Origin of the sequence: Arthrobacter sp. M2012083, from assembly GCF_000281065.1 — a bacterium.
Classification (GTDB): Bacteria; Actinomycetota; Actinomycetes; order Actinomycetales; family Micrococcaceae; genus Arthrobacter.
The window spans coordinates 12,783-32,712 of the sequence record NZ_AKKK01000006.1 but is presented as its reverse complement, the minus strand read 5'-3'; the positions used below and the strand labels follow the sequence as shown (position 1 = coordinate 32,712).

The window sequence follows — 19,930 nt, the reverse complement described above, 5'->3', positions numbered from 1 at the left end:
CACGAGGGCCGGCTGCCCTCTGCATGTACGGGCTGTGGATCGACAACATAAGGGTAAGCACTTATATGCCGTATCAACGAATTTTTCTGTCGTTTTGTGCGCGGTGTCGGCAAGAGTTCATGCGTGGTTAAGGGTGCGTGACGTGCAGCGCGGGGCGCCGGGTGTGCTGCCATCACCTACATTGAGGGGCAGATCCGGTCCGACACACCTGGTTTGCCGCGTGTCCGGCGCCTCTCCAAACCAAACTGGGTGGTGGTCGTACGCCCGTCACTGCAGGCACCCCGAAAATCGGCAACGGTTAAAGCAGAACACCCCGCCGGCCGAAGCCTGCGGGGTGTTCTTTTGCGTTGTGGATCAGCCGTTGACGCGGATGAAGACCGGGCCGGAGCCGACGTTTGCGCTGAACAGTGCCGTGGTGGATCCGTTCCATCCACCGTGAACTGCCTGGCCGTTGCCGACGTATACAGCGATGTGGGCCTGTCCAGCCAAACCGCCGTTGGCGTAGTAGGCGAGGTCACCAGGCTGGGCTTCAGCAGCACTCACAGTGCGGCCCAGGGAGAGGTAGCCAGCGGGCCAGTCGTGGAAGTTGATACCCACGGCAGCCAAGGAGTTGGTCACCAGCATGGTGCAGTCCTGCGTGACGCCGAGCTGGGCGTAAGCCGCGGCAGCGATTGCCGCACCGAGGCCGCTGGATGCGGCTGGGGCTGCCGGAGCGGGCGTCGCGTTGCTGACGGCAACGGTTGCGGTGGCTGCCGGAGCGGCGTTGGCGGTAGCCGCGCTTGCCTCGTTGGTTTCGACCTTTGCTTCAACCTTGGCCGGAGCTTCCTCGACTACCACGGGGGCCGGGGCTTCCACCGTGGTAACCACGGGGCGCTCGTAGGAGATGGCCACAGTGGAGTCCGCAGCGATGGTGGCCTGAACTACCGACTTCACGTCAAGGGCGGACGTAGACGTCGATTCGCGATCCACATTGGTATCGGCAGCGTTGGCGGCGATGCCACTGGTCAGGACCAGGCCTGAAGCTGCGGCAATAACTGCTGCCTGGCGGCCAACGCCACCGGCGTTGTTGCTGACGGCCTTGGCGATGACGGCAAGCGAGCTGGTCTTGGGGGCCTCAGCGCGGTGCCGTGCAACCTTGTTTGCACTGGTCATGATTTTCTCTTTTCGTATCCGCGTGCAGTTGGGGTGCAGGCGGGTAGTGGGTTGGCCAGCATGTGGGGCATGCGGCCGACCCCGAACTGGATTTTTAGCGGAGGGTGTAGAACGAGGAGGTGCCGGTGGACGCTACGGAGTGCAGGAGCGTTCCCTGGCCGGGGTTCAAGGCGCTGATCATCATGCCGTTGCCAACGTAGATGCCCACGTGGGCTCCGCCGTTCTGCATGACGAGGTCGCCGGGAGCAGGAGTGCTGGTGGGCGTCATGGCCGTCCAGGCGTTAACGCGGGGGATGCTGATTCCGGCCTGTGCGTAGACCCACTGGGTGAAGCCGGAGCAATCCCAACCGTTGGGTGTGGTTCCGCCCCAAACGTAGGGAGAGCCGATTCCGGTGTACGCAATGGCGGCGAGACCGGAGGCAGCTGCACTGGAGGCCGGATCCTTGGCCTCGGAGGACTTTGCCGTAACTGCTTCCGCTGTTTCCTCAGTGGTGGACTCTGCGCGCTCGGTAACCTGCGCTGCGCGCTGAACTACCTTGGGGGCTTCCTGGGTGGCCACGGTGGGGCTCTCGAAGGAAAGAGTTGCTGTGGGTTCGGCGGTAACCACGGCGGTAACAACCAGCTGCTGGGTGCTGGAGGCTTCCGACTTAGAAACGTCGGTGTCTGCTGCTTGCGCCGGCAAGCCGACGGTAAGGACGAGGCCTGAGGCTGCTGCAAGGACGGCGGCCTGACGGCCCACGGTCCCCGCGTTGGAGGAAACAGCCTGGGAAAGAGTGTTCAACGGGTTCGTGCGAACCGTTTGGGCGCGATGGCGCGCAGGGGTAGTGCGTGATGACACGTAGGTAGCCTCTCCCAATGCCTGCGAGGTGAGCTGTCGGATTCGGATGGGAGTCATCCGGCCGCGCTGCTTCCAAGGAAGCTTTTGCGACTTAACCCCAAGGCCTTCTTTCGAAGACCAGAAGTGGTTCCCCCGCCCCTGCCAGACGATTTATGCGAACGGACCTTGAGCGGTGGCAGAGCTAGGCAATCCACTCAAGTGCATCGGCCCCCTAAAAAGCCGATGCGCTCTGTACGCTACAACAGTTGAACGCGAATGTCACATTCAGGTCACGGGGTGTCTGGCCGATGCGAGAGGCAACCATCAAATGGTTAGAGCCAGCCCATGGGGTCTACCACTTCACCGTTGACCTGGACCTCAAAGTGGAGGTGGCAGCCAGTGGAAGCACCCGTAGTGCCGCTGAGGGCAACGGTGTCGCCACGGTTGACGGTCTGTCCCACCTGGACGGTAAAGGACGACAGGTGGTTGTACGTGGTCTCGAGGCCGTTACCGTGGTCAACGACCACGCGGTTGCCTCCGCCGTACTCATGCCATCCGGCGAAAGTGACCTTGCCGGCGGCTGCGGCATGCACAGCCGTGCCGCACTGGGCAACGAAGTCCTGTCCACGGTGGAAATCACCGGCGCCACCCGTGAGGGGGCTGATGCGGTAGCCAAAGGGGGATGCCGTGGTAAGCGTGTCAAGGGGGCTGGCCATGCTGCCAACGGACGAGGCCCGCTGGATGCTGTCAGCCGACTGGGCGCTGAGCAACTGCTTCAGCTTCCCATCCGGGTCGGCAGCAGTAGCGACGGCGGCGCGGCTGAAGTCGATCTTGGCTGATGCGGCAGCGGAAACCTCGGGCTGGCTGCCTGCGGGTGCGGCAACGGCAAGGGCAGACTCACTCTGGCCTGATTCCGACGTGGCCATGACGGGACTCGTGGCAGGCAGGCCGACAGTCAGTGCGAGTCCGGTGGCGGCTAGCGCAACACCGGCCTTCTGCCCGACGCCGCTGGCAGCGGCGAAGTCGGCAACCTGGCGCAACGGGCTCTTACGGCGGCGCACCTGACGCTCGGTGTCGCGAGGCCGGATCTCCGTTACGACGGTGGCTGGCCGCAGCTCAGCAGCGGGGCCGGACGCACGGCGGCGGCCCCTGACGTTCTGCGATGTCAAACTCTGTTCCTCTCTCAAAAGCCTGCGAAGTTAGCTGTCGGATTCGGGTCAGAGAGTACAAAGACCCGGTCCGCACGAGGCGCTCACGGCACACAGGTATCCCAAGAGGGACTTGCATACGTGGGCACTTCTGCTGCGGACTTCACCCCAAGGCTGCTTCTTTAGACAGCCGCTTGTGGTTCCCCCGCCTCTGCCAGTGGTGGGTGACACACCTGATCCGCTGGCAGAGCTCGGCTCCGGATCAGGTAACGCTTTGGTATCAGCGCTAGTAGATAACTATAGGGGATTAAGCCCGTCGGTAATAAATTCGTTATCAACAGGAACGGGCTGAGCGCAGCAGCCCCATATCATCAATTCCAAAAAACCGCAGGTCACACGCGCGCTGAAGGCGAAAAAGTGAGGTTTGACACTGTGCCGGCCCGGCGCCGGTCAGCTGAGTGAGACGAAGACGTGCGCAGCAACTTCGGGAGGTAGCTCCAAGGCGCCTTCGATACCGGGGACACGGACCGAGATGTACTCGCCGACGCGTTCCAGTGAGACGCTGGCGCCCGGTCGGATTCCGCCTTCGTCCAACTGGGTAAGGAGCTCTGGCTCCACCTGGATGGGCTCCGCGAGGCGGCTGACAACTACGCGGGAATCGGTAGCGTAGCCGTCCATGGCCTGCAGCAGGTTGACATCAAGCCGGGGGAAGGGCTGGCTGGCCAGGCCACCGAGCGCTTCAAGTCCCGGAATAGGGTTGCCGTAGGGAGATTCCGTGGGGTGCTCCAGGAGTTCGTATAGCCGACGCTCCACCCGCTCACTCATGACATGCTCCCAGCGACACGCTTCATCGTGCACATAGGCCCAGTCCAGGCCGATGACGTCGGCCAGCAGGCGCTCCGCAAGACGGTGCTTGCGCATGACCTCTGTGGCGCGCTTACGGCCCACTTCGGTGAGTTCCAGGTGGCGGTCGTTGGACACAATCACCAGGCCGTCGCGCTCCATGCGTCCGATGGTCTGGGAAACAGTGGGTCCGGAGTGGCGCAAACGCTCGGCAATGCGGGCCCGGAGAGCCACAATGTTTTCTTCTTCAAGCTCCAAAATGGTCCGAAGATACATCTCAGTGGTATCGATCAGATCCGTCATCCAGCTCAGCTCTCCTCGAACGCAGTTCCTTGCGTAATCTCCACCGTACCGCGTCCCCAGCAAGGGCGGACGGTGTGCACCGCCGCCCCATGAACGCCAACCACCAGCCTAGCTTATTTGGAATTACTCTGGATAATTCCGGTCGCATCTTGTTCGTTTGCATTCCACGTGGCGGACTATGACGGCCGCAGGTTCCTGCGCCCGGGCCGGGTCAGGCAGAATTGGGGTGTCGAAGGGGCAGCTGATGCCCCCTGCCACGACCCATCTCTAGCCGATACCCATTGGAGCCCTACGTGAGCGACAACAGCATCACCATTCCCGCCGACCTGCTGCCCAAGGATGGACGCTTCGGCGCTGGACCGTCCAAGGTTCGCCCGGAACAGATCGAAGCGTTGTCTGCCGCATCGACCACCATCCTCGGCACTTCCCACCGTCAGGCTCCGGTCAAGAACCTTGTGGGTTCGGTCCGCGAAGGACTCAGCCAGTTCTTCCGCGCCCCTGAAGGCTATGAGGTTGTCCTCGGTGTTGGCGGCTCAACGGCGTTCTGGGACGTGGCTGCGTTTGGCCTGGTTGAAAAGAAGGCCCAGCACCTCTCGTTCGGCGAGTTCGGCTCAAAGTTCGCTGCCGCCACCAACAAGGCACCGTTCCTGGATGCTTCCTCCATCATCAAGGCTGAACCCGGCACCCGTCCCGTGGCTGCGGCCGAAGCCGGGGTGGACGTCTACGCTTGGCCCCAGAATGAAACGTCAACCGGTGTGGCCGCTCCCGTCAAGCGTGTCCAAGGTGCCGATGAAGGCTCCCTTGTCCTGGTGGACGCCACCTCAGCGGCCGGCGGGCTGGACGTAGACGTCGCTGAGTCGGACGTCTACTACTTCGCCCCGCAAAAGAACTTCGCTTCCGACGGTGGCCTCTGGCTGGGCCTCTTCTCCCCCGCCGCCCTGGAACGTGCGGCACGGGTCAAGGCGAGCGGCCGCTGGATCCCGGACTTCCTGGATCTGCAGACCGCCATCGACAACTCCAAGCTGAACCAGACCTACAACACCCCTTCGCTGTCCACCCTGGTAACCCTGGACGCCCAGGTGCAGTGGCTCAACCGCAACGGCGGCCTGGACTTCGCCAGCAAGCGCACGGCAGACTCCGCCAACCGTATCTATTCCTGGGCCGAGGCCTCGGAGTATGCAACGCCCTTCGTTGCCAACGCCGAAGACCGCTCCAACGTCATCGCCACCATCGACTTCGATGACTCGATTGACGCCGCGGCCATTGCCAAGGTCCTGCGCGCCAACGGTGTTGTGGACACCGAGCCGTACCGCAAGCTCGGCCGCAACCAGCTGCGCATCGCCACGTTCGTCGCCATTGAGCCCGACGATGTTTCCGCGCTGCTCGCGAGCATCGACTACGTCGTGGGCGAACTCAAGAAGTAGCACCATGGCCTTGGCCGGCGTCGTGCGGGTAGTTCCCGGACGGCGCCGCCGCCGTTTAAGGCGACTTAACCGCCCTGCCGGCCTGCGCCGTCGTCGTCGTTGTCTGGACGCGAAAGCATCGACTCCACCCGGAAGTGCTTGAGTCCGCGGGCCCGGCGGTCGAAGCGGAGCCGCAGCTGTTTCGCGCGGATGATCCACAGCAAACCCACGACGGCGGTGCTGACGCCGGCAACCGCTGCAACGCCGACCGCCCATCGAGGGCCACCAACGTTGGCCACCAAGCCTACCAACGGTGCGCCAATGGGGGTGCCGCCCATGAAAATGGCCATGTAGAGGGACATGACCCGCCCTCGCATGACAGCCTCGGTGGTGGATTGCACGTAGCCGTTCGCGCTGGTGATCAGGGTCAGTGCGAACAAGCCGCAGGGAACCAGGGCGAGCCCGAACAACACAGCGTTGGGTGCCAGGGCGGCCAAGGTGCTGGCAACGCCGAAGCCGCCGGCGGCCCCGAAGATCAGCCTAAGACGCGGCCTTCCGCGTCGGGCAGCCAACAGCGCACCGGTGACCGAGCCGATGGCCATGACCGAGTTCAGCGCTCCGAAAGCGCCGGCGTCCATGCCGAATTGGGTCCCCACCATCGCGGCGATGAACAGGGGGAAGTTGAGTCCGAAAGTGCCCACAATAAAGATCGCCACCAGGACCACCTGAATATCCGGCCTGTTTCTGACGTAGCGCAGTCCTTCCCGGATGCGCCCTTTACCGGCCGCCGCCCTGGGTTGGATGCGGAGCGACGATGCGGGAATGAGTTTGAGCGCCCAGAGCATTGCCACGAACGACACGGTATTGATCAGGAACACCCAGCCGGGGCCTACCACCACCGTCAGCACGCCTGAGACCGCGGGCCCGATCATCCGGGCCACATTGAATGAGGCACTGTTGAGGGCCACCGCGTTGGGAAGGTAATCGTCGGTGACGAGTTCGGAGACGAAAGTCTGTCGGACGGGAGCGTCCAGGGCGGTCACGATTCCCAGGAGCAAGGCAAAGAGGTAGACATGCCAAAGTTCGGCGATGCCCAGCAGCACCAGCACGCCCAACCCCGTACTGAGGAGGGCCATGGCCACCAGGGTGAGGAGAAGCAGATTCCGTCGGCTATATCGGTCGGCCAGTAACCCCGCCCATGGAGCAAGGAAAAGCTGGGGCCCGAGTTGGAGTGCCAAAGTAACGCCCATGGCGCCGGCGTCGTGCGCTGTCAGGTGGTCGAATACCAACCAGTCCTGCGCCGTACGCTGCATCCACGTACCGATGTTGGAAATCAGCGCACCGAAGAACCAGATCCGGTAATTGAGGATTCCGAGTGACCTAAAGGTGGACATCAGCGTCCGCCTTCACTGTGGTCACCCCGGGTTTCCGCAACGCCTATTCAGCCCCGGTTTCGTCGTCCTCGGTTTCATCGTCCGGGTTTTCTTCCCCGGAGTCAGCGTCAGCCGGTTCGGTGGCCTCGTCTTCGGCCGCCTGCACGGACTCTTCCGTGACTTCCTCAACTGTCTCTTCCACCAGCGGCGTCTCATCCTCGGGGCGGACGCGCTTTGCCCACGGCACCCATTCGGGGGCCAGGATGGAGTCCTCGGAGGGCAGCAACCCGAGCTCGCTCACAGTCACGATCTTGGAGCGCGAGTTACGTGTCACTACGGCATACCACTGCCAGCCGCCGTAGCCGGCCAGCCGGGACTCGAACAGGTGGGTAACCACGCGGTCGCCCTCCGATTTGGCGCCAAGGTGCGCCCCCACCTCGCCCGGGTTGGCTATGCCTTCAACTGCCTCACGCGCAGTATCGACGGCGGCAGCCAGGAACGCGTCCGGTTTACCGGTGCGCCACACGGGCAAACCGGCGCGGGGCTTGGCCGCGACAGGCTTCCGCGCGGGGGCGTCCCCGTTTCCAGGAGCCTGGGCAGCGTCGGGGCCGGCCTTGGTGTCCTGTGCGGATTCCGATGTCATGGTCCTAGGCTTCCAGCTCGTCGGCAACCTTGCGCAGTGCCATGCTGATGGCCTTGGCCTTGTTGCCATCGGGATACTTGCCTGAAGACAAGGAACCGGAGAGGTTGTCCAGTACGGTGACCAGGTCCTGCACCATGGGTGCGAGGTCCCTGGCGTTCATGCGCTTGGCCTTGGCAATGGATGGGGTCTTCTCCAAGACACGCAGTCCCAATGCCTGTGCTCCGCGGCGGCCGTCGGCCACACCGAACTCCACGCGGGTTCCGGCTTTGAGCTCCGTTACGCCCGCGGGCAGGGACGTTTTGGGCAGGAAAACTTCCTGGCCGTCTTCAGCCGCGAGGAAACCGAAGCCTTTTTCCTTGTCATACCACTTGACCTTGCCGGTAGGCACGTAATCAACCTTCTTCGTTCTTGCTTTTGGGAGACACGTCGGGCCGCTCACCGCATCCACAGGGATCTGCGGGATCGAGGGTGACAGCCCGGTCCGTGTTGGTCTGTTCCTTCAAGGTTATCCTGCCGGACCCCCTATTCCCGCTTTGCCGCGACCACGCAGTACACGAACGGGACGAGAGCGGCCGCAATGAATCGTCCGGGCGTGCTGCTGCTAGCGTTGTGGGCATGACTTTCCCGGGTTACCGCCGCCCCATCATGATCACCGCTGCCATCATTGCCGTCATCTCTTTGGCGGCCGTCGGTACGGTCATGGCTGTGGCGTTCAACGGTGGCGTGCCGCCGGTATGGGTGACGTGGACGGCCCTTTACGGACTGCCCGTGGCCTTCATGCTCGCGGTAATACTGGTTGTTGACTCCGTTCGCCAGCGCCGCCGACAGTAACCTCCTGCCCCAGTGACGGGCACGAGCGGCCCCGGGGCGGTAACGTTGGATTGATGTCCCTTATACGCGCGCTCAGCAAGGAACTCGAAGCGCGCAGCGACAATTCGCTGCGGGCCTTGTTTGCCGCGCGACCGGACCTGATCTCCCCCATGGCTCCCGACTTCCCGGCCTTGGCTGCCAGGGCTAGCGCCCGGGTCAGTGTCCAGAGGGCCTTGGAGCGGTTGAACAAGCCTGAAATGCAGGTCCTGGAAACACTCCACCTCTGCACCAATGCCGATACCGGCCACAGTATCTCCGCGGCCGGGCTGAAGAAGGTCATTGCCGGTTCCACCCTTTCGGCGCTGGACCCCATCCTCGCCAAATTGCAGGAATTGGCACTAGTACACAGGGCAGACCCACCCGCTGGCTCGCCGGCAACGTCGTCCCGTCAGCGCTTCTACCTTCCCGTGGGCAGCCTCAAGGACGTCATCGGCATCTATCCGGCGGGCCTCGGCCGCAGCTACACCGAACTTGTACGGCTCCAACCGGCCTTCGCCCAGCGGGTAGTACAACTGGTAGCCGAGCTACATCAAAGCGGCGCGGGCATCCACCCCGCCAGCACTCCGATGGACGCAGCCTTGGCATTGCAACGCTGGACATCCACTCCTGAGAATCTGCGTGCCATCCTGGCTACCGCACCGGAGCGGACGGTGGGCTTGTTGGACAAGTTCGGCAGCTGGGCCATGGGCGCAGTACCCCAAGCACAGCGCCGGGCGTCGGTCACCCACGAAAGCCACGACGTCGGGCCTATCGATTGGCTATTGGCGCGCGGCTTGCTGGTCCCCTTGGATGCCGGCCACGTCGAGCTGCCCCACAGTGTGGGTCTTGCCTTGCGTGGTGGTGCAATCGTGGATGACTTCACGCTGGCCCCACCTGTTCCGGAGCTTGGCCACACGAGCGCTGCCCTGCGACGCAATGCGGCCATGGGTGCCATCGCCGAAATCCTGCGGCTGACTGCTGAGCTGCTGTTCGCAGTCAGGGAGCAACCCTTGGCCACCCTCCGTAGCGGTGGTGTGGGTGTGCGGGAGCTGAGGCGTTTGGCGGAGTCCATCCGTTTGGGCGTCCATGAAACAGCCATCCTCTTGGAGCTGTGCGCCATGGCCGGACTGCTCCGCTTGGATGTGGACAGCTCCACCTGGGTACAGCCGCCGTCGCTTGAATGGCTCAACCTGCCCCGGCAGGAACAGTGGCTGTGGCTGGTCAACGCCTGGCTGGCCAGTGAGCGGGCACCTTCACTGGTGGGGCAGCCGCTCACTGGTCCCGCATCGTCGTCAGCCCATCAGGGCGCGGCCGGGACCACCATCAACGCCTTGTCCGCGGAAGCACAGCGGCCCGACGCCCCGGTGGTACGCCGCCGGGTCCTGGAGATCCTGAACGAGCTCACTGTGGAGGCCGCAGCGCCGGATGGAAAGGCACCCGTTTTGGATGCCCGAGCCGTCCTGCAGCGTGCCGAATGGGCGCAGCCGCGGATGTCCCGCCGTTTCAGTTCCCTGGTGCGCGGCATCCTTGAGGAGGCCACGCTCCTGGGACTGATGGGATCGGGTGCGTTGACGCAGTTAGGCTCGGCCATCGCTGACGGTCAACCGGAAATGGCCATGACCATCCTTGGCGAGCATTTGCCGGCTGCCGTGAACCACATCCTCCTCCAAGCGGATCTCACGGCTGTAGCTCCCGGTTACCTCGCGCCGGAACTCAGCGAAACCCTCTTGTTGATGGCCGACGCCGAAGGCCAGGGCCCAGCGTCGATCTACCGATTCTCCGCCACCACCGTCAGGAGGGCGCTCGACGCCGGGCAGGATGCGGAATCGCTGCTGGCGTTCCTCCGCGAGCATTCCGCCACGGACGTACCGCAACCGTTGGAGTACCTTGTCCAGGACACGGCTTCCCGACATGGCCGCCTCCGTGTCGGCACCAGTGCCAGCTTCATCCAGAGCGACGACGAAACGGCCATCACCGATCTCCTCCGCGAAGCCCGGACGTCAGCCTTGAGCCTGGTGCGCATCGCCCCCACTGTCCTGACTTCCTCTGCCAGTCCGCGCGAAACGGCGCGTGTCCTGCGCGAGCTGGGCCTCTCGCCTGCCGTGCAGGAGGCTGAACCCGCCGTCGTGCGTTTCAAACGGACCACGGCAGTGCCAGGCAGCGCGCGGCCCGTCTATACGGCGCCCCGGACGGCACCGCCGGACGACGACGTCGAAGCGCAGCTTACGGTCCTGCGGCAACACCGCGCGGTCCCGGCCGAAGCGACGGGCGAGGCTGCCACCCAGCTCGGCTTGGAGACACTACAGACGGCAATCCGGCTAAAACAGGCGGTCACCATGAACGTCGTGGACAGCTTGGGGAATGCCAACACCGAAACCGTTGTTCCTGTATCCGTCTCCGGTGGGCGCGTCAGGGTTTTCGATCCCGCCAAGGACACCGAACGGGTGTTGTCCATCCACCGGATCATCGATGTGGAACCCGCACGGGAACTCCGTTCATAAAACCGCGCCGTTCATGGAAACCGCGCCGTGATGCTGCGCAAGTAAGGATTCAACCCCAGTGAGGATGAAACAGTGACCGACGGTCCGCTGATCGTACAAAGTGACAAGACCATCCTGCTGGAGGTCGACCATGAGCTGGCTACGGAGGCCCGGCACGCAATCGCAGCCTTCGCCGAGTTGGAGCGCGCGCCGGAACATATGCACAGCTACAGGCTGACGCCGCTGGGTCTCTGGAACGCCCGGGCGGCAGGGCTGGATGCGGAGCAGGTGCTGGATACGCTGCTGAAGTACTCCCGTTTTCCCGTGCCGCACGCGCTGCTGATCGATATCGAAGAGACCATGTCCCGCTACGGCCGGCTCCGCCTTGAAAAGGATGCACAGCACGGACTGGTGATGCGGACGGACGACTACCCCGTGTTGGAGGAAGTCATCCGTGCCAAGAAAATCGCTCCCCTGTTGGGGCCGCGGATCGACGGTGAAACCGTGGTGGTGCACTCCTCCCAGCGCGGACAGTTGAAGCAACTGCTCCTCAAATTGGGCTGGCCCGCAGAGGATCTTGCCGGGTACGTGGATGGGCAACCGCACCTCATCATGCTGGACGAGAGCGGATGGCAGTTGCGCCCCTACCAAAAGCTGGCCACGGAAAACTTCTGGGCCGGCGGCAGCGGCGTCGTCGTGCTTCCCTGCGGTGCGGGAAAAACACTTGTGGGTGCGGCAGCGATGGCCACGTCCTCCACCACCACGCTGATCCTGGTAACCAACACCGTCTCTGCCCGGCAGTGGAAGGATGAACTGCTCAAGCGGACGTCGCTGACCGAAGACGAGATCGGCGAATACTCCGGTGCGGTCAAGGAAGTCCGGCCGGTCACCATCGCCACCTATCAGGTCCTCACCACAAAGCGCGGTGGCCTTTACCCGCACCTTGAACTCGTCGACGGGCACGACTGGGGCCTCATTATCTATGACGAGGTGCACCTGCTCCCCGCCCCGATCTTCCGGATGACGGCGGATCTTCAGGCCCGGCGTCGGCTCGGCCTCACGGCAACGTTGGTTCGGGAAGACGGCCGGGAAGGTGAGGTGTTCAGCCTCATCGGGCCCAAGCGCTACGACGCACCCTGGAAGGACATCGAGGCACAGGGTTACATCGCGCCCGCCGACTGTGTCGAAGTCCGCGTGGACCTCCCCCGCGACGAACGGGTGGCCTACGCCATGGCAGACGACGCTGATAAATACCGGCTCTGCGCTACCTCGGAGACCAAGACGAAACTGGTCGAAGACCTGGTGGCAGTCCACAAGGGCGAGCAGTTGCTGGTGATCGGCCAGTACATCGACCAACTCGATGAGATCGCCGAACGGCTGGACGCTCCCCTGATCAAAGGCGAAACCAGCGTCAAGGCACGGCAGAAGCTCTTCGACGCGTTCCGCAAGGGTGAGATCCACACCTTGGTGGTGTCCAAGGTGGCCAACTTCTCCATTGACCTCCCTGAAGCATCGGTCGCCATCCAGGTCTCGGGTTCCTTCGGCTCGCGGCAGGAAGAGGCCCAGCGGCTGGGACGCCTCCTTCGTCCCAAGCAGGACGGCCGTGCGGCCAGGTTTTATTCCTTGGTAGCGCGGGACACCCTGGATCAGGATTTCGCGGCGAAACGCCAAAGGTTCCTGGCCGAGCAGGGTTACGCGTACAGGATCATGGATGCCAAGGACGTGGGCAAGGACGTTGGACAGGAGCAGTAGGCAGGCCCTGCTGAATTCAGCCGGAATAATAAACCTCAGGCCTCTTGCTATTCACCTCCAGCAACTTTACGATTCCAAGTGAAGCTCTCCGCCCTTATTGGTTGCCCTTGGTCCAGGCAACCCGGCGGCCAGCCGTCGGCAGTGGGGGAAGCCCGCAGCCAGGGAGCCGACGGTTTGAAGGCCTTGAAGAATCTGTGAATTGATTACCAGAGGATTCCCCATGCGCAAAGCCCTCCTGGTCCTCTCCGCGATCGTCCTGCTGTCAGCACTCGCGCAGCTGTTCTTCGCCGGATACTTCCACTTCCAAAACACCATCGAAGCCCAGCGTGAAGCTGGCGTCTACCATGCCGTCAATGGCCAATACGTGCTGCGGTACTCAGCATTGCTGGCTGCGATCGTAGCGGCCATTGCCAAGGTGGGGTCCCGCACCATCTGGTTGGCCGCAGGCATCTTCCTGCTGACATGGCTTCAACTCTTCATCTTCATCATCGGCGGCATGTTGACGGGTTCCTCACCGGAATTCATCACTCCGGCAGGCTCCTGGGTGGTTTCCATCCACCCGATTGTTGGCGTGTTGATGATCTTCATGTCCTACTGGTTGTTCAAGCGTGCCCGCGCCGCAGCCCTCAACCCTCAACCGTTGCCTCCCAAGGCCGCCTCCCCGGATGCTTCCACGTCGCCCAGCCCAGCGTGAGCACTTGCAGCTGTGAACACCTCGCAGCTGCTGGCGGTGGACCTGCTGCTGTCCGTGTTCGCGGCCGGCGCGTGGATTGCCGCTGCTTGGCTGACCGCGTCTTTGAGAGACAGGTCGCGCCGGACTGACCTGGCACTGCTGTTAGTGGGTATAGCCGTCGCAGTGACAGTGGGGCGGTACGCATTGCTTCCTGCTCTGGTGGCGGGCAGTTGGTGGTTTGCCAGCGAACGCATAACCATCAACGTGCCTCTGACCGCCATCCCCGCGGCTTGGGCCGCGGCGGCCGGTGTTCCGTTCTTGCTGAGGAGGCGGAACACCGGCCCCCAACCTGTTACTGAAGATCCGCGACCGTACCGCGAGTGGGCGGTGCTGGCCGTGGTGGCAGCTGCCGCCTCTGCCGTGGGATCTCTCGCCCTGACGTTGCTTCTCGGGCCGTTCCCTGCTCCTTGGAGCCTGGTGGTGCTGCTGTTCATGGTGGCCGCGACAGTGCTGATCGCCAAGCTCGCACTGTTTTCGCCACGACCTTCGTCGCGACGCAGTACGCAGTCAAGCAAGGCCGTTCGGGCAGCTCGTCGAGGCGGCGCTTCACCCGCCGGCAGGCGTCCGACGGCGGCGACGGCGGTTGCCGGACTCATGATCTGTACCGCGTTGGGCTCCGGAGTCTTTGCTTGGCTTGGGAGCCGGTCCGCCGACGGCGCAACCATTGCTGCCGCCGTCGCCCATCACGGCGGTACCGACGTCGTGATGACGGATCCGACGCCGGTCAACAGCTTGGTGGGCGAAACTCCCGCCAACGCTGTGGTCCGGCACTACGAACTGACTGCCCGCGTGGAACAGGTGGTGCTGCCATCCGGGCAAGCCACGGAGGCGTGGACCTACGGCAGCCTTCCAGGTCCAGCCTTGGAGGCCCACCTGGGCGAAGTCATGGAGGTGGTGCTGAATAACCGCGATGTGGCTGCCGGCGTGACACTTCATTGGCACGGTTACGACGTCCCCAATGCCATGGATGGCGTGGCCGGGGCGACACAGGACGCCGTCATGCCCGGAGAATCCATGACCTATCGCTTCCTGGCCGCCCAGGCAGGTACCTACTGGTACCACACGCATCAAGATTCAGCCGAGGGGGTCCGCAAGGGCCTTTACGGCACATTCGTCGTGCACCACCCCACTTCGCCCCGTGCTGACACGGACGTTGTGGTGGCCGGGCACGACCTCAGCGGTCTGGGGTTGCTGGGCTCCTCAGACCGTGCCACCGGGCATACCGCTACCCCTGGCTCAAGCGTGCGGGTCCGGCTCCTTAACACCGATTCCGTGCAGCAGCGATACCTGATCCAGGGCACGGCCTTCAAAGCCGTTGCGGTTGATGGAACTGAGGTGAACCATCCGCAGGAAGTGACCAACAAACTGGTGCGGCTTGGTGCCGGCGGCCGGGTGGATATCGCCTTCACCATGCCTGACTCCCCAGTCACCGTTCGTTCGGACGCTGCGGCCAACGCCGTCGTCGTCATCGCTCCATCTGGTTCAACTGCCTCAGATCAAGCCGCCAAACCTGAGGAGATGGTTCCGGACAAGGTGCCAGCAGGCGTTTTCGCCACCATGCCCGTGCTGGACCTTTTGGAGTATGGCGAGCCCGTGGTCGGGGAACTGGAAGGGGCCGTGGAACTGGATGGTTTCGGGCAGGAGGCAGAGCTCGTCCGGCCGATCACCCGCGAAGAGGTAATGGTGCTTGACCGGCAGTTCCGTTTTGTCGACGGGATTCTCCGGTACGCGTTCACCGTGAACGGGGCAGCATATCCGCTGGTTCCGTCCATTGAGGTTGCCAAGGGCGATACCGTCAAGGTGACGGTAGTGAACCGCACCTCCGAGCCGCATCCCATGCATCCCCACGGACATCACGTGCAAGTACTGAGCAGGAATGGCGTAGCTCCAAGCGGGTCACCGCTCATTCTGGACACCGTGGATGTGTTGCCGGGCGAAGTGTGGGAGTTGATGCTTCACGCCGATAACCCCGGCATCTGGATGGACCACTGCCACAACCTGGACCACGCCGCCGAGGGGATGATGATGCTGCTGAAGTACCAGGGTGTGTCATCGCCGTTCATGCACGGCGGACACTCGAACAACCGGCCGGAGTGAGCCGGCAGGCCGGAGTGAGCCGGCAGGGAGGCTTGCGCCTCAGGCGACCATCCGGCTGGTGACCTGGATCTTGACGTGGTCCACCACGGCCCAGCCGTCCTCATCGCGGAGTTGGGCACTGGCGAACCGCTCAGCCGCTGCCAGGTCCTCAAAATCTTCACGCCGGATGCGGCCGGAATCGGTGTCCAGGTAGGTCACGTGGAACTCCACGTCACGGTGCTGGTGGATGCTTGCGGGAGCTGCTGTGTTTGCCATGGTTAAAGTGTGGAGCGGGGCACTGACATTTTTAGAAGCATCCGTGGGCGTGTTCGGATTTCGAGCATGCAGTACTTTCGCAGCCTCAGGGTTTCCGCAGATACAGCGCTGAAACCTCGCGGATGGTTTCGCTGAGCACATCAAGCACACGGGACGCGGTCCGCCAGCGTTGCCAGTAAAGCGGTACGTCGAAGGGGTGGTCGGGGGCGAGCTCGATCAGCCTGCCGTCTGCTATTTCCGGTCCGCATTGAACTTCCGGAATTAGCCCCCAGCCGAGCCCCAAACGGATGGCATCGCCGAAGTCCTGGGAAGCCGGGACGTAATGGCGCGGTCCTTTCCGTTCCGGAAGCGGCTCACCCTCAGCCTTGAATGCCGACTGCACAAAGGCCCACTGGTAGGTGTCCTTGCGGTCGAAGTCCACGGTGGTCGCGGCATTGAGCGCGGTCCCGGTCAAGCCCCCACCCGAGACCGGGCCCTTCCACAATCCCGGGAACCAACGGTCCACGAAACGCGGTGCCGCAACGGCACGGTACCGCATCACCCCGAGGCTCTCCACGCGGCACCCCTGCACAGGCTCGGGCGTGGCGGTGACGGCCGCCATGACCGTGCCTGAGCGCAGCAATGAAGTGGAGTGTTGTTCATCGTCCCGGTGAAGGTCGAAGGTGACGTTGAGGTCCGCGGGAACCTTGGCCAACGCTTGGAGGAACCACACCGCCAGCGAATCCGCGTTGACCACGATCGGCACCGCCAACTGCGCCCCGTCGGCGCCCAAGCCCAGTTCCCGCCCGGCATCAGCTTCCAGTTGGGCCACCTGCCGCGCCAGACGCAGCACCACCTCGCCTGCATCGGTGGCTTTGGCAGGGTTGCTGCGTTGCAACAGCACTCTGCCTGAGGACTGCTCGAGCGCTTTCAACCGTTGAGAGACGGCCGACGGCGTGATGTGAAGCACGCGGGCAGCAGCGTCCAGGGTGCCCTCGGAGAGGACGGTCGCGAAGGTCAGCAGCTGCTCGGAGGGGAAGTGAGGCATAAGATCATCTTATGTTGCATGAGAATCTTTAGCTGGTCTAAATATGCCGGGAACCGTAATTTCGAAGGGTGAACCATACTGATTTCTTCCATTCCGCAGGCCTGGGCATGGCCACCGGACTCGCCCTCATCGTCGCCATCGGCGCCCAGAATGCTTTCGTACTCCGCCAAGGGATCCGCGGCGAGCACATCGTCCCTGTCGTGGCGGTGTGCGCGTTGAGCGACGCCGTCCTTATCGCTGCCGGAGTCCTTGGCACCGGCGCCCTCATTACGGCAGCTCCCGCCGCCGTCGTCGTTCTTCGCTACGTGGGGGCGGCCTTCCTGGTGACTTATGGCATCATGGCCGCCCGCAGGGCGTTGCGCCCGCAGTCGTTGACAAGTGAAGGGCCAGTCAACGACGCCGGCGCGAAGCGTGGGCTCGCCGCCGCCGTCACCACCGTCCTGGCACTGACATGGCTGAACCCGCACGTCTACTTGGACATAGCCCTCCTTGGCTCGATAGCCAGCGCCCAAGGAGCTCAACTGCAGTGGTGGTTCGGCGCCGGAGCCATGCTGGGCAGCATCGTGTGGTTTGCCACCCTTGGATTCGGGGCACGCTTCCTCCGCGGCTTCTTCGCCCGGCCACTATCCTGGCGGTTCCTGGATGGCGGCATCTCAGTGACCATGGTGGCGCTGGGAACCGGGTTGGTGCTGGGGGCCTGAACCCGGGCGCGTCAACCGGCCGCAGCCACTAAGTCCGCTCACATGCAGCATCCAGTGAACTCCCAGATTCTGGGAGCATCATGGGTGTCATGAAAAAGAACGGTCCCGAAGCCAAGCTTCTCGTTGTCGACGACGAGCCCAACATCCGCGAGCTGCTGTCCACGTCGCTGCGTTTTGCAGGCTTCGAGGTCGTCGCGGCCGCCAATGGTCGCGAAGCCCTCGCCGCGGCCGATCTCCACTCTCCGGACCTGGCAGTCCTGGACGTCATGTTGCCGGACATGGATGGCTTCACTGTGACCCGACGCCTCCGCGCTGCCGGCAAGCACTTCCCTGTACTGTTCCTCACCGCGAAGGACGATACCGAGGACAAGGTCACGGGCCTCACTGTGGGCGGCGACGACTACGTCACCAAGCCCTTCAGCTTGGACGAAGTGGTGGCCCGCATACGTGCCGTCCTTCGCCGAACGCAGCCTCTCGAAGACGACGACGCCGTGATCCGCGTCGATGATCTTGAACTCGACGACGACGCCCACGAGGTCCGCCGGGGCGGAACCGTGATCGAGCTGTCCCCCACCGAGTTCAAGCTCCTGCGCTACCTCATGCTGAATCCAAACCGAGTGCTATCCAAGGCCCAGATCCTTGACCACGTGTGGGAATACGACTTCAACGGCGACGCCTCGATCGTAGAGTCCTACATCTCCTACCTTCGACGCAAGGTGGACATCGATCCCGATGCCGCGGCCCTCATCCAGACCAAGCGCGGCGTGGGCTACGTGCTGCGAACGGCAGAGAAGCGCTGACCCTTGCTGCTTCGCTGGAAATCGGCGTCCCTGAGGTCGCAGCTCGTCGCCATCATCATGGGCCTGCTCCTGCTTGCCCTGGCGGCTACGGGCGCGGGAACGCTAACGCTCGTCAAGAGTTACCTGCAGGGCCAGGTGGACGACAAACTCAAGGCCGCCGTTGCTTTGGCGCAGGATCAGCAGTCCTTTGACAGGCTGGCCCAGCCAAACCCGGCGACACCCACCGACTCCGCCGTGCCCACGGATTACTCTTTGACACTGTACGTACCGGGCCTCGAGCCGTACCCTTTCGGCGGCAGCCAAAGTGATCGTCCCGCGATCGCCAACATCACCGCAGCTGAGGCCAAACTCCGCGGCAACTCCCCCTTCCAGGTCAAGGGCACTGCCGGTACCAACTGGCGCGTGGTAGCCATCGGAGTCACCGCCAACGGCCAAAACGGCGTAGTAATCATCGGGCTGCCGCTCACGCCGGTAGACAAAGTGATGGAGCACGCTGTCCTGGTGGTTGTAGGTGTTGGCTTATTGACGCTCGTGTTGGCGTTCTTCATCGCCACCTGGACTGTGGCACGGTCCTTCCGCCCCCTCGCCAAGGTGGAAAAGACAGCTGCGGCCATCGCGGCCGGTGACCTGTCCCGCCGTGTGGAAGTGGACAATCCCCACACCGAGGTTGGCCGGCTGGGTGGCTCCCTGAATGCCATGCTTGCCCATATTGAGGCTTCCTTTGCTGCCCGCGCCGCTTCCGAAGGACGCATGCGCCGCTTCGCAGCGGACGCCTCCCATGAGCTGCGCACCCCCTTGGTAACCATCCGGGGCTTCTCTGAGCTATACCGTCACGGCGCCTTGGCCACCCAAGAGGATGTCGCGATGGCGATGGGCCGGATCGAAAGCGAAGCCAAGCGCATGGGCTCCATGGTGGAAGACCTGTTGATGCTGGCCCGCCTTGATGAACAGCGCCCGCTTCAGCTCAAGCCTGTGGACCTGCAGCTCCTTGCACACGATGCAGTGGTGGACACCAAGGCCTCATGCGGGGACCGGAGTATCACGCTCACCGGGCTCGACGGCGCCGCCCCCACTGCCGCGCCCGTCCAAGGTGACGAAGCCAAACTTCGGCAGGTCATCGGGAACCTCGTGGGAAATGCGCTGCGGTACACACCCGAGGGAAGCCCCATGGAATTGGCCGTGGGTGTTCGTAAAACCCCCAGCGGTTCAGTTTCCGTCATCGAAATCCGCGATCACGGGCCAGGCATTCCGGAGTCTGAAACCAACAAGATCTTCGAGCGCTTCTACCGTGCGGATACCTCGCGGACCCGCGAAACGGGCGGCAGTGGCCTCGGCCTTGCGATTGTTGCCGCAATCGTCGGTTCCCATGGCGGTTCGGTCCAAGTGGCCGAGACCGACGGCGGCGGCGCCACTTTGGTTGTCAGCCTTCCGTTCCACGAGGAATCGGCAGAACTCCTGTCCACCTGACGCGTCTTATCCACATAGCGCTACTGTCCACATAGCGACGAAGTCCTGTTCTGCGGTTGCGGGCGGCTGCCTAGGCTCGATGTTGTA

General features: G+C 63.4%; 18 protein-coding genes and 2 riboswitches. Of the genes, 9 read left to right on the top strand and 9 right to left on the bottom strand.

Features of this window, described 5'->3' with window-relative positions; translation table 11 throughout:
* Positions 1-354: 354 nt before the first annotated feature.
* From A477_RS0103510 to A477_RS0103495, 4 genes are all read right to left on the bottom strand, one after another.
* Positions 355-1,152 carry an NlpC/P60 family protein gene (locus A477_RS0103510; protein ID WP_017197639.1) on the bottom strand — a complete coding sequence of 266 codons (798 nt, stop codon included), beginning with the start codon at positions 1,150-1,152 and terminating at the stop codon, positions 355-357.
* Between the two features lie 94 nt (positions 1,153-1,246).
* Complete coding sequence (locus A477_RS0103505; protein WP_237715708.1) at positions 1,247-1,990, bottom strand: C40 family peptidase; 744 nt, start codon at positions 1,988-1,990, stop codon at positions 1,247-1,249.
* 4 nt (positions 1,991-1,994) lie between these two features.
* Positions 1,995-2,157, bottom strand: a riboswitch (cyclic di-AMP (ydaO/yuaA leader).
* A gap of 144 nt (positions 2,158-2,301) precedes the next feature.
* Positions 2,302-3,138: a M23 family metallopeptidase gene (locus A477_RS0103500; RefSeq protein ID WP_017197637.1), complete on the bottom strand. Its 837-nt coding sequence runs from the start codon at positions 3,136-3,138 to the stop codon at positions 2,302-2,304.
* Positions 3,139-3,142: 4 nt separating this feature from the next.
* A riboswitch (cyclic di-AMP (ydaO/yuaA leader) is annotated at positions 3,143-3,354 on the bottom strand.
* Positions 3,355-3,567: 213 nt separating this feature from the next.
* Entirely contained in the window at positions 3,568-4,263 is a 696-nt protein-coding gene (locus A477_RS0103495; RefSeq protein ID WP_017197636.1) for an iron-dependent transcriptional repressor DtxR, read from the bottom strand.
* Between the two features lie 293 nt (positions 4,264-4,556).
* Here A477_RS0103495 and serC point away from each other — a divergent pair, with 293 nt between their 5' ends.
* On the top strand, positions 4,557-5,687 hold the full coding sequence (gene serC, locus A477_RS0103490) for a phosphoserine transaminase (RefSeq protein WP_017197635.1): 1,131 nt from the start codon (positions 4,557-4,559) through the stop codon (positions 5,685-5,687).
* A gap of 65 nt (positions 5,688-5,752) precedes the next feature.
* On the opposite strand, the gene A477_RS0103485 is transcribed toward serC, so the two are convergent.
* Genes A477_RS0103485 through A477_RS0103475 form a run of 3 tightly spaced genes read right to left on the bottom strand, consistent with a single transcriptional unit; the run spans position 5,753 to position 8,070 of the window.
* A complete protein-coding gene (locus A477_RS0103485; protein ID WP_017197634.1) occupies positions 5,753-7,060 on the bottom strand; it encodes an MFS transporter in 1,308 nt (435 codons plus the stop codon).
* A 43-nt stretch (positions 7,061-7,103) separates the two neighbouring features.
* Positions 7,104-7,682 (bottom strand): DUF3027 domain-containing protein, encoded by a 579-nt coding sequence (locus tag A477_RS0103480; protein WP_017197633.1) that lies wholly within the window; start codon positions 7,680-7,682, stop codon positions 7,104-7,106.
* A gap of 4 nt (positions 7,683-7,686) precedes the next feature.
* Positions 7,687-8,070: a cold-shock protein gene (locus A477_RS0103475; RefSeq protein WP_011773749.1), complete on the bottom strand. Its 384-nt coding sequence runs from the start codon at positions 8,068-8,070 to the stop codon at positions 7,687-7,689.
* A gap of 227 nt (positions 8,071-8,297) precedes the next feature.
* Between A477_RS0103475 and A477_RS0103470 the strand changes: the two genes are divergently transcribed.
* The 5 genes from A477_RS0103470 to A477_RS0103450 all read left to right on the top strand — a co-directional run bounded on the left by A477_RS0103470 (position 8,298) and on the right by A477_RS0103450 (position 15,593).
* Positions 8,298-8,513, top strand: coding sequence for a hypothetical protein (locus A477_RS0103470; protein WP_026005327.1), 216 nt, complete (start codon positions 8,298-8,300; stop codon positions 8,511-8,513).
* 53 nt (positions 8,514-8,566) lie between these two features.
* Positions 8,567-11,032 (top strand): helicase-associated domain-containing protein, encoded by a 2,466-nt coding sequence (locus A477_RS0103465; RefSeq protein WP_017197631.1) that lies wholly within the window; start codon positions 8,567-8,569, stop codon positions 11,030-11,032.
* A 72-nt stretch (positions 11,033-11,104) separates the two neighbouring features.
* Entirely contained in the window at positions 11,105-12,763 is a 1,659-nt protein-coding gene (locus tag A477_RS0103460; protein ID WP_017197630.1) for a DNA repair helicase XPB, read from the top strand.
* Positions 12,764-12,983: 220 nt separating this feature from the next.
* Positions 12,984-13,457 (top strand): hypothetical protein, encoded by a 474-nt coding sequence (locus tag A477_RS0103455; protein WP_017197629.1) that lies wholly within the window; start codon positions 12,984-12,986, stop codon positions 13,455-13,457.
* A 12-nt stretch (positions 13,458-13,469) separates the two neighbouring features.
* Positions 13,470-15,593 carry a multicopper oxidase family protein gene (locus A477_RS0103450; RefSeq protein ID WP_017197628.1) on the top strand — a complete coding sequence of 708 codons (2,124 nt, stop codon included), beginning with the start codon at positions 13,470-13,472 and terminating at the stop codon, positions 15,591-15,593.
* Between the two features lie 39 nt (positions 15,594-15,632).
* Here the strand turns inward: A477_RS0103450 and A477_RS0103445 are convergent, their stop codons facing one another.
* The gene (locus A477_RS0103445) at positions 15,633-15,848 is read right to left on the bottom strand and encodes a hypothetical protein (protein ID WP_017197627.1); all 216 of its coding nucleotides are present in this window, start codon (positions 15,846-15,848) and stop codon (positions 15,633-15,635) included.
* An 85-nt stretch (positions 15,849-15,933) separates the two neighbouring features.
* Positions 15,934-16,875 carry a LysR family transcriptional regulator ArgP gene (locus tag A477_RS0103440; RefSeq protein ID WP_017197626.1) on the bottom strand — a complete coding sequence of 314 codons (942 nt, stop codon included), beginning with the start codon at positions 16,873-16,875 and terminating at the stop codon, positions 15,934-15,936.
* Positions 16,876-16,943: 68 nt separating this feature from the next.
* On the opposite strand from A477_RS0103440, the gene A477_RS0103435 reads away from it, so the two are divergent.
* The 3 genes from A477_RS0103435 to A477_RS0103425 all read left to right on the top strand — a co-directional run bounded on the left by A477_RS0103435 (position 16,944) and on the right by A477_RS0103425 (position 19,843).
* Positions 16,944-17,576 (top strand): LysE/ArgO family amino acid transporter, encoded by a 633-nt coding sequence (locus tag A477_RS0103435; RefSeq protein WP_017197625.1) that lies wholly within the window; start codon positions 16,944-16,946, stop codon positions 17,574-17,576.
* A gap of 89 nt (positions 17,577-17,665) precedes the next feature.
* Entirely contained in the window at positions 17,666-18,376 is a 711-nt protein-coding gene (locus A477_RS0103430) for a response regulator transcription factor (protein WP_024819794.1), read from the top strand.
* 3 nt (positions 18,377-18,379) lie between these two features.
* Positions 18,380-19,843, top strand: coding sequence for a sensor histidine kinase (locus A477_RS0103425; RefSeq protein WP_017197623.1), 1,464 nt, complete (start codon positions 18,380-18,382; stop codon positions 19,841-19,843).
* Positions 19,844-19,930: the final 87 nt, after the last annotated feature.

Coding starts and splice junctions, on each gene's coding strand:
- A477_RS0103455 (WP_017197629.1), top strand. CDS start 12,984: ATGCGCAAAGCCCTCCTGGTCCTCTCCGCGATCGTCCTGCTGTCAGCA.
- A477_RS0103495 (WP_017197636.1), bottom strand. CDS start 4,263: ATGACGGATCTGATCGATACCACTGAGATGTATCTTCGGACCATTTTG.
- A477_RS0103440 (WP_017197626.1), bottom strand. CDS start 16,875: ATGCCTCACTTCCCCTCCGAGCAGCTGCTGACCTTCGCGACCGTCCTC.
- A477_RS0103510 (WP_017197639.1), bottom strand. CDS start 1,152: ATGACCAGTGCAAACAAGGTTGCACGGCACCGCGCTGAGGCCCCCAAG.
- A477_RS0103430 (WP_024819794.1), top strand. CDS start 17,666: ATGAAAAAGAACGGTCCCGAAGCCAAGCTTCTCGTTGTCGACGACGAG.
- A477_RS0103480 (WP_017197633.1), bottom strand. CDS start 7,682: ATGACATCGGAATCCGCACAGGACACCAAGGCCGGCCCCGACGCTGCC.
- A477_RS0103445 (WP_017197627.1), bottom strand. CDS start 15,848: ATGGCAAACACAGCAGCTCCCGCAAGCATCCACCAGCACCGTGACGTG.
- A477_RS0103485 (WP_017197634.1), bottom strand. CDS start 7,060: ATGTCCACCTTTAGGTCACTCGGAATCCTCAATTACCGGATCTGGTTC.
- A477_RS0103470 (WP_026005327.1), top strand. CDS start 8,298: ATGACTTTCCCGGGTTACCGCCGCCCCATCATGATCACCGCTGCCATC.
- A477_RS0103465 (WP_017197631.1), top strand. CDS start 8,567: ATGTCCCTTATACGCGCGCTCAGCAAGGAACTCGAAGCGCGCAGCGAC.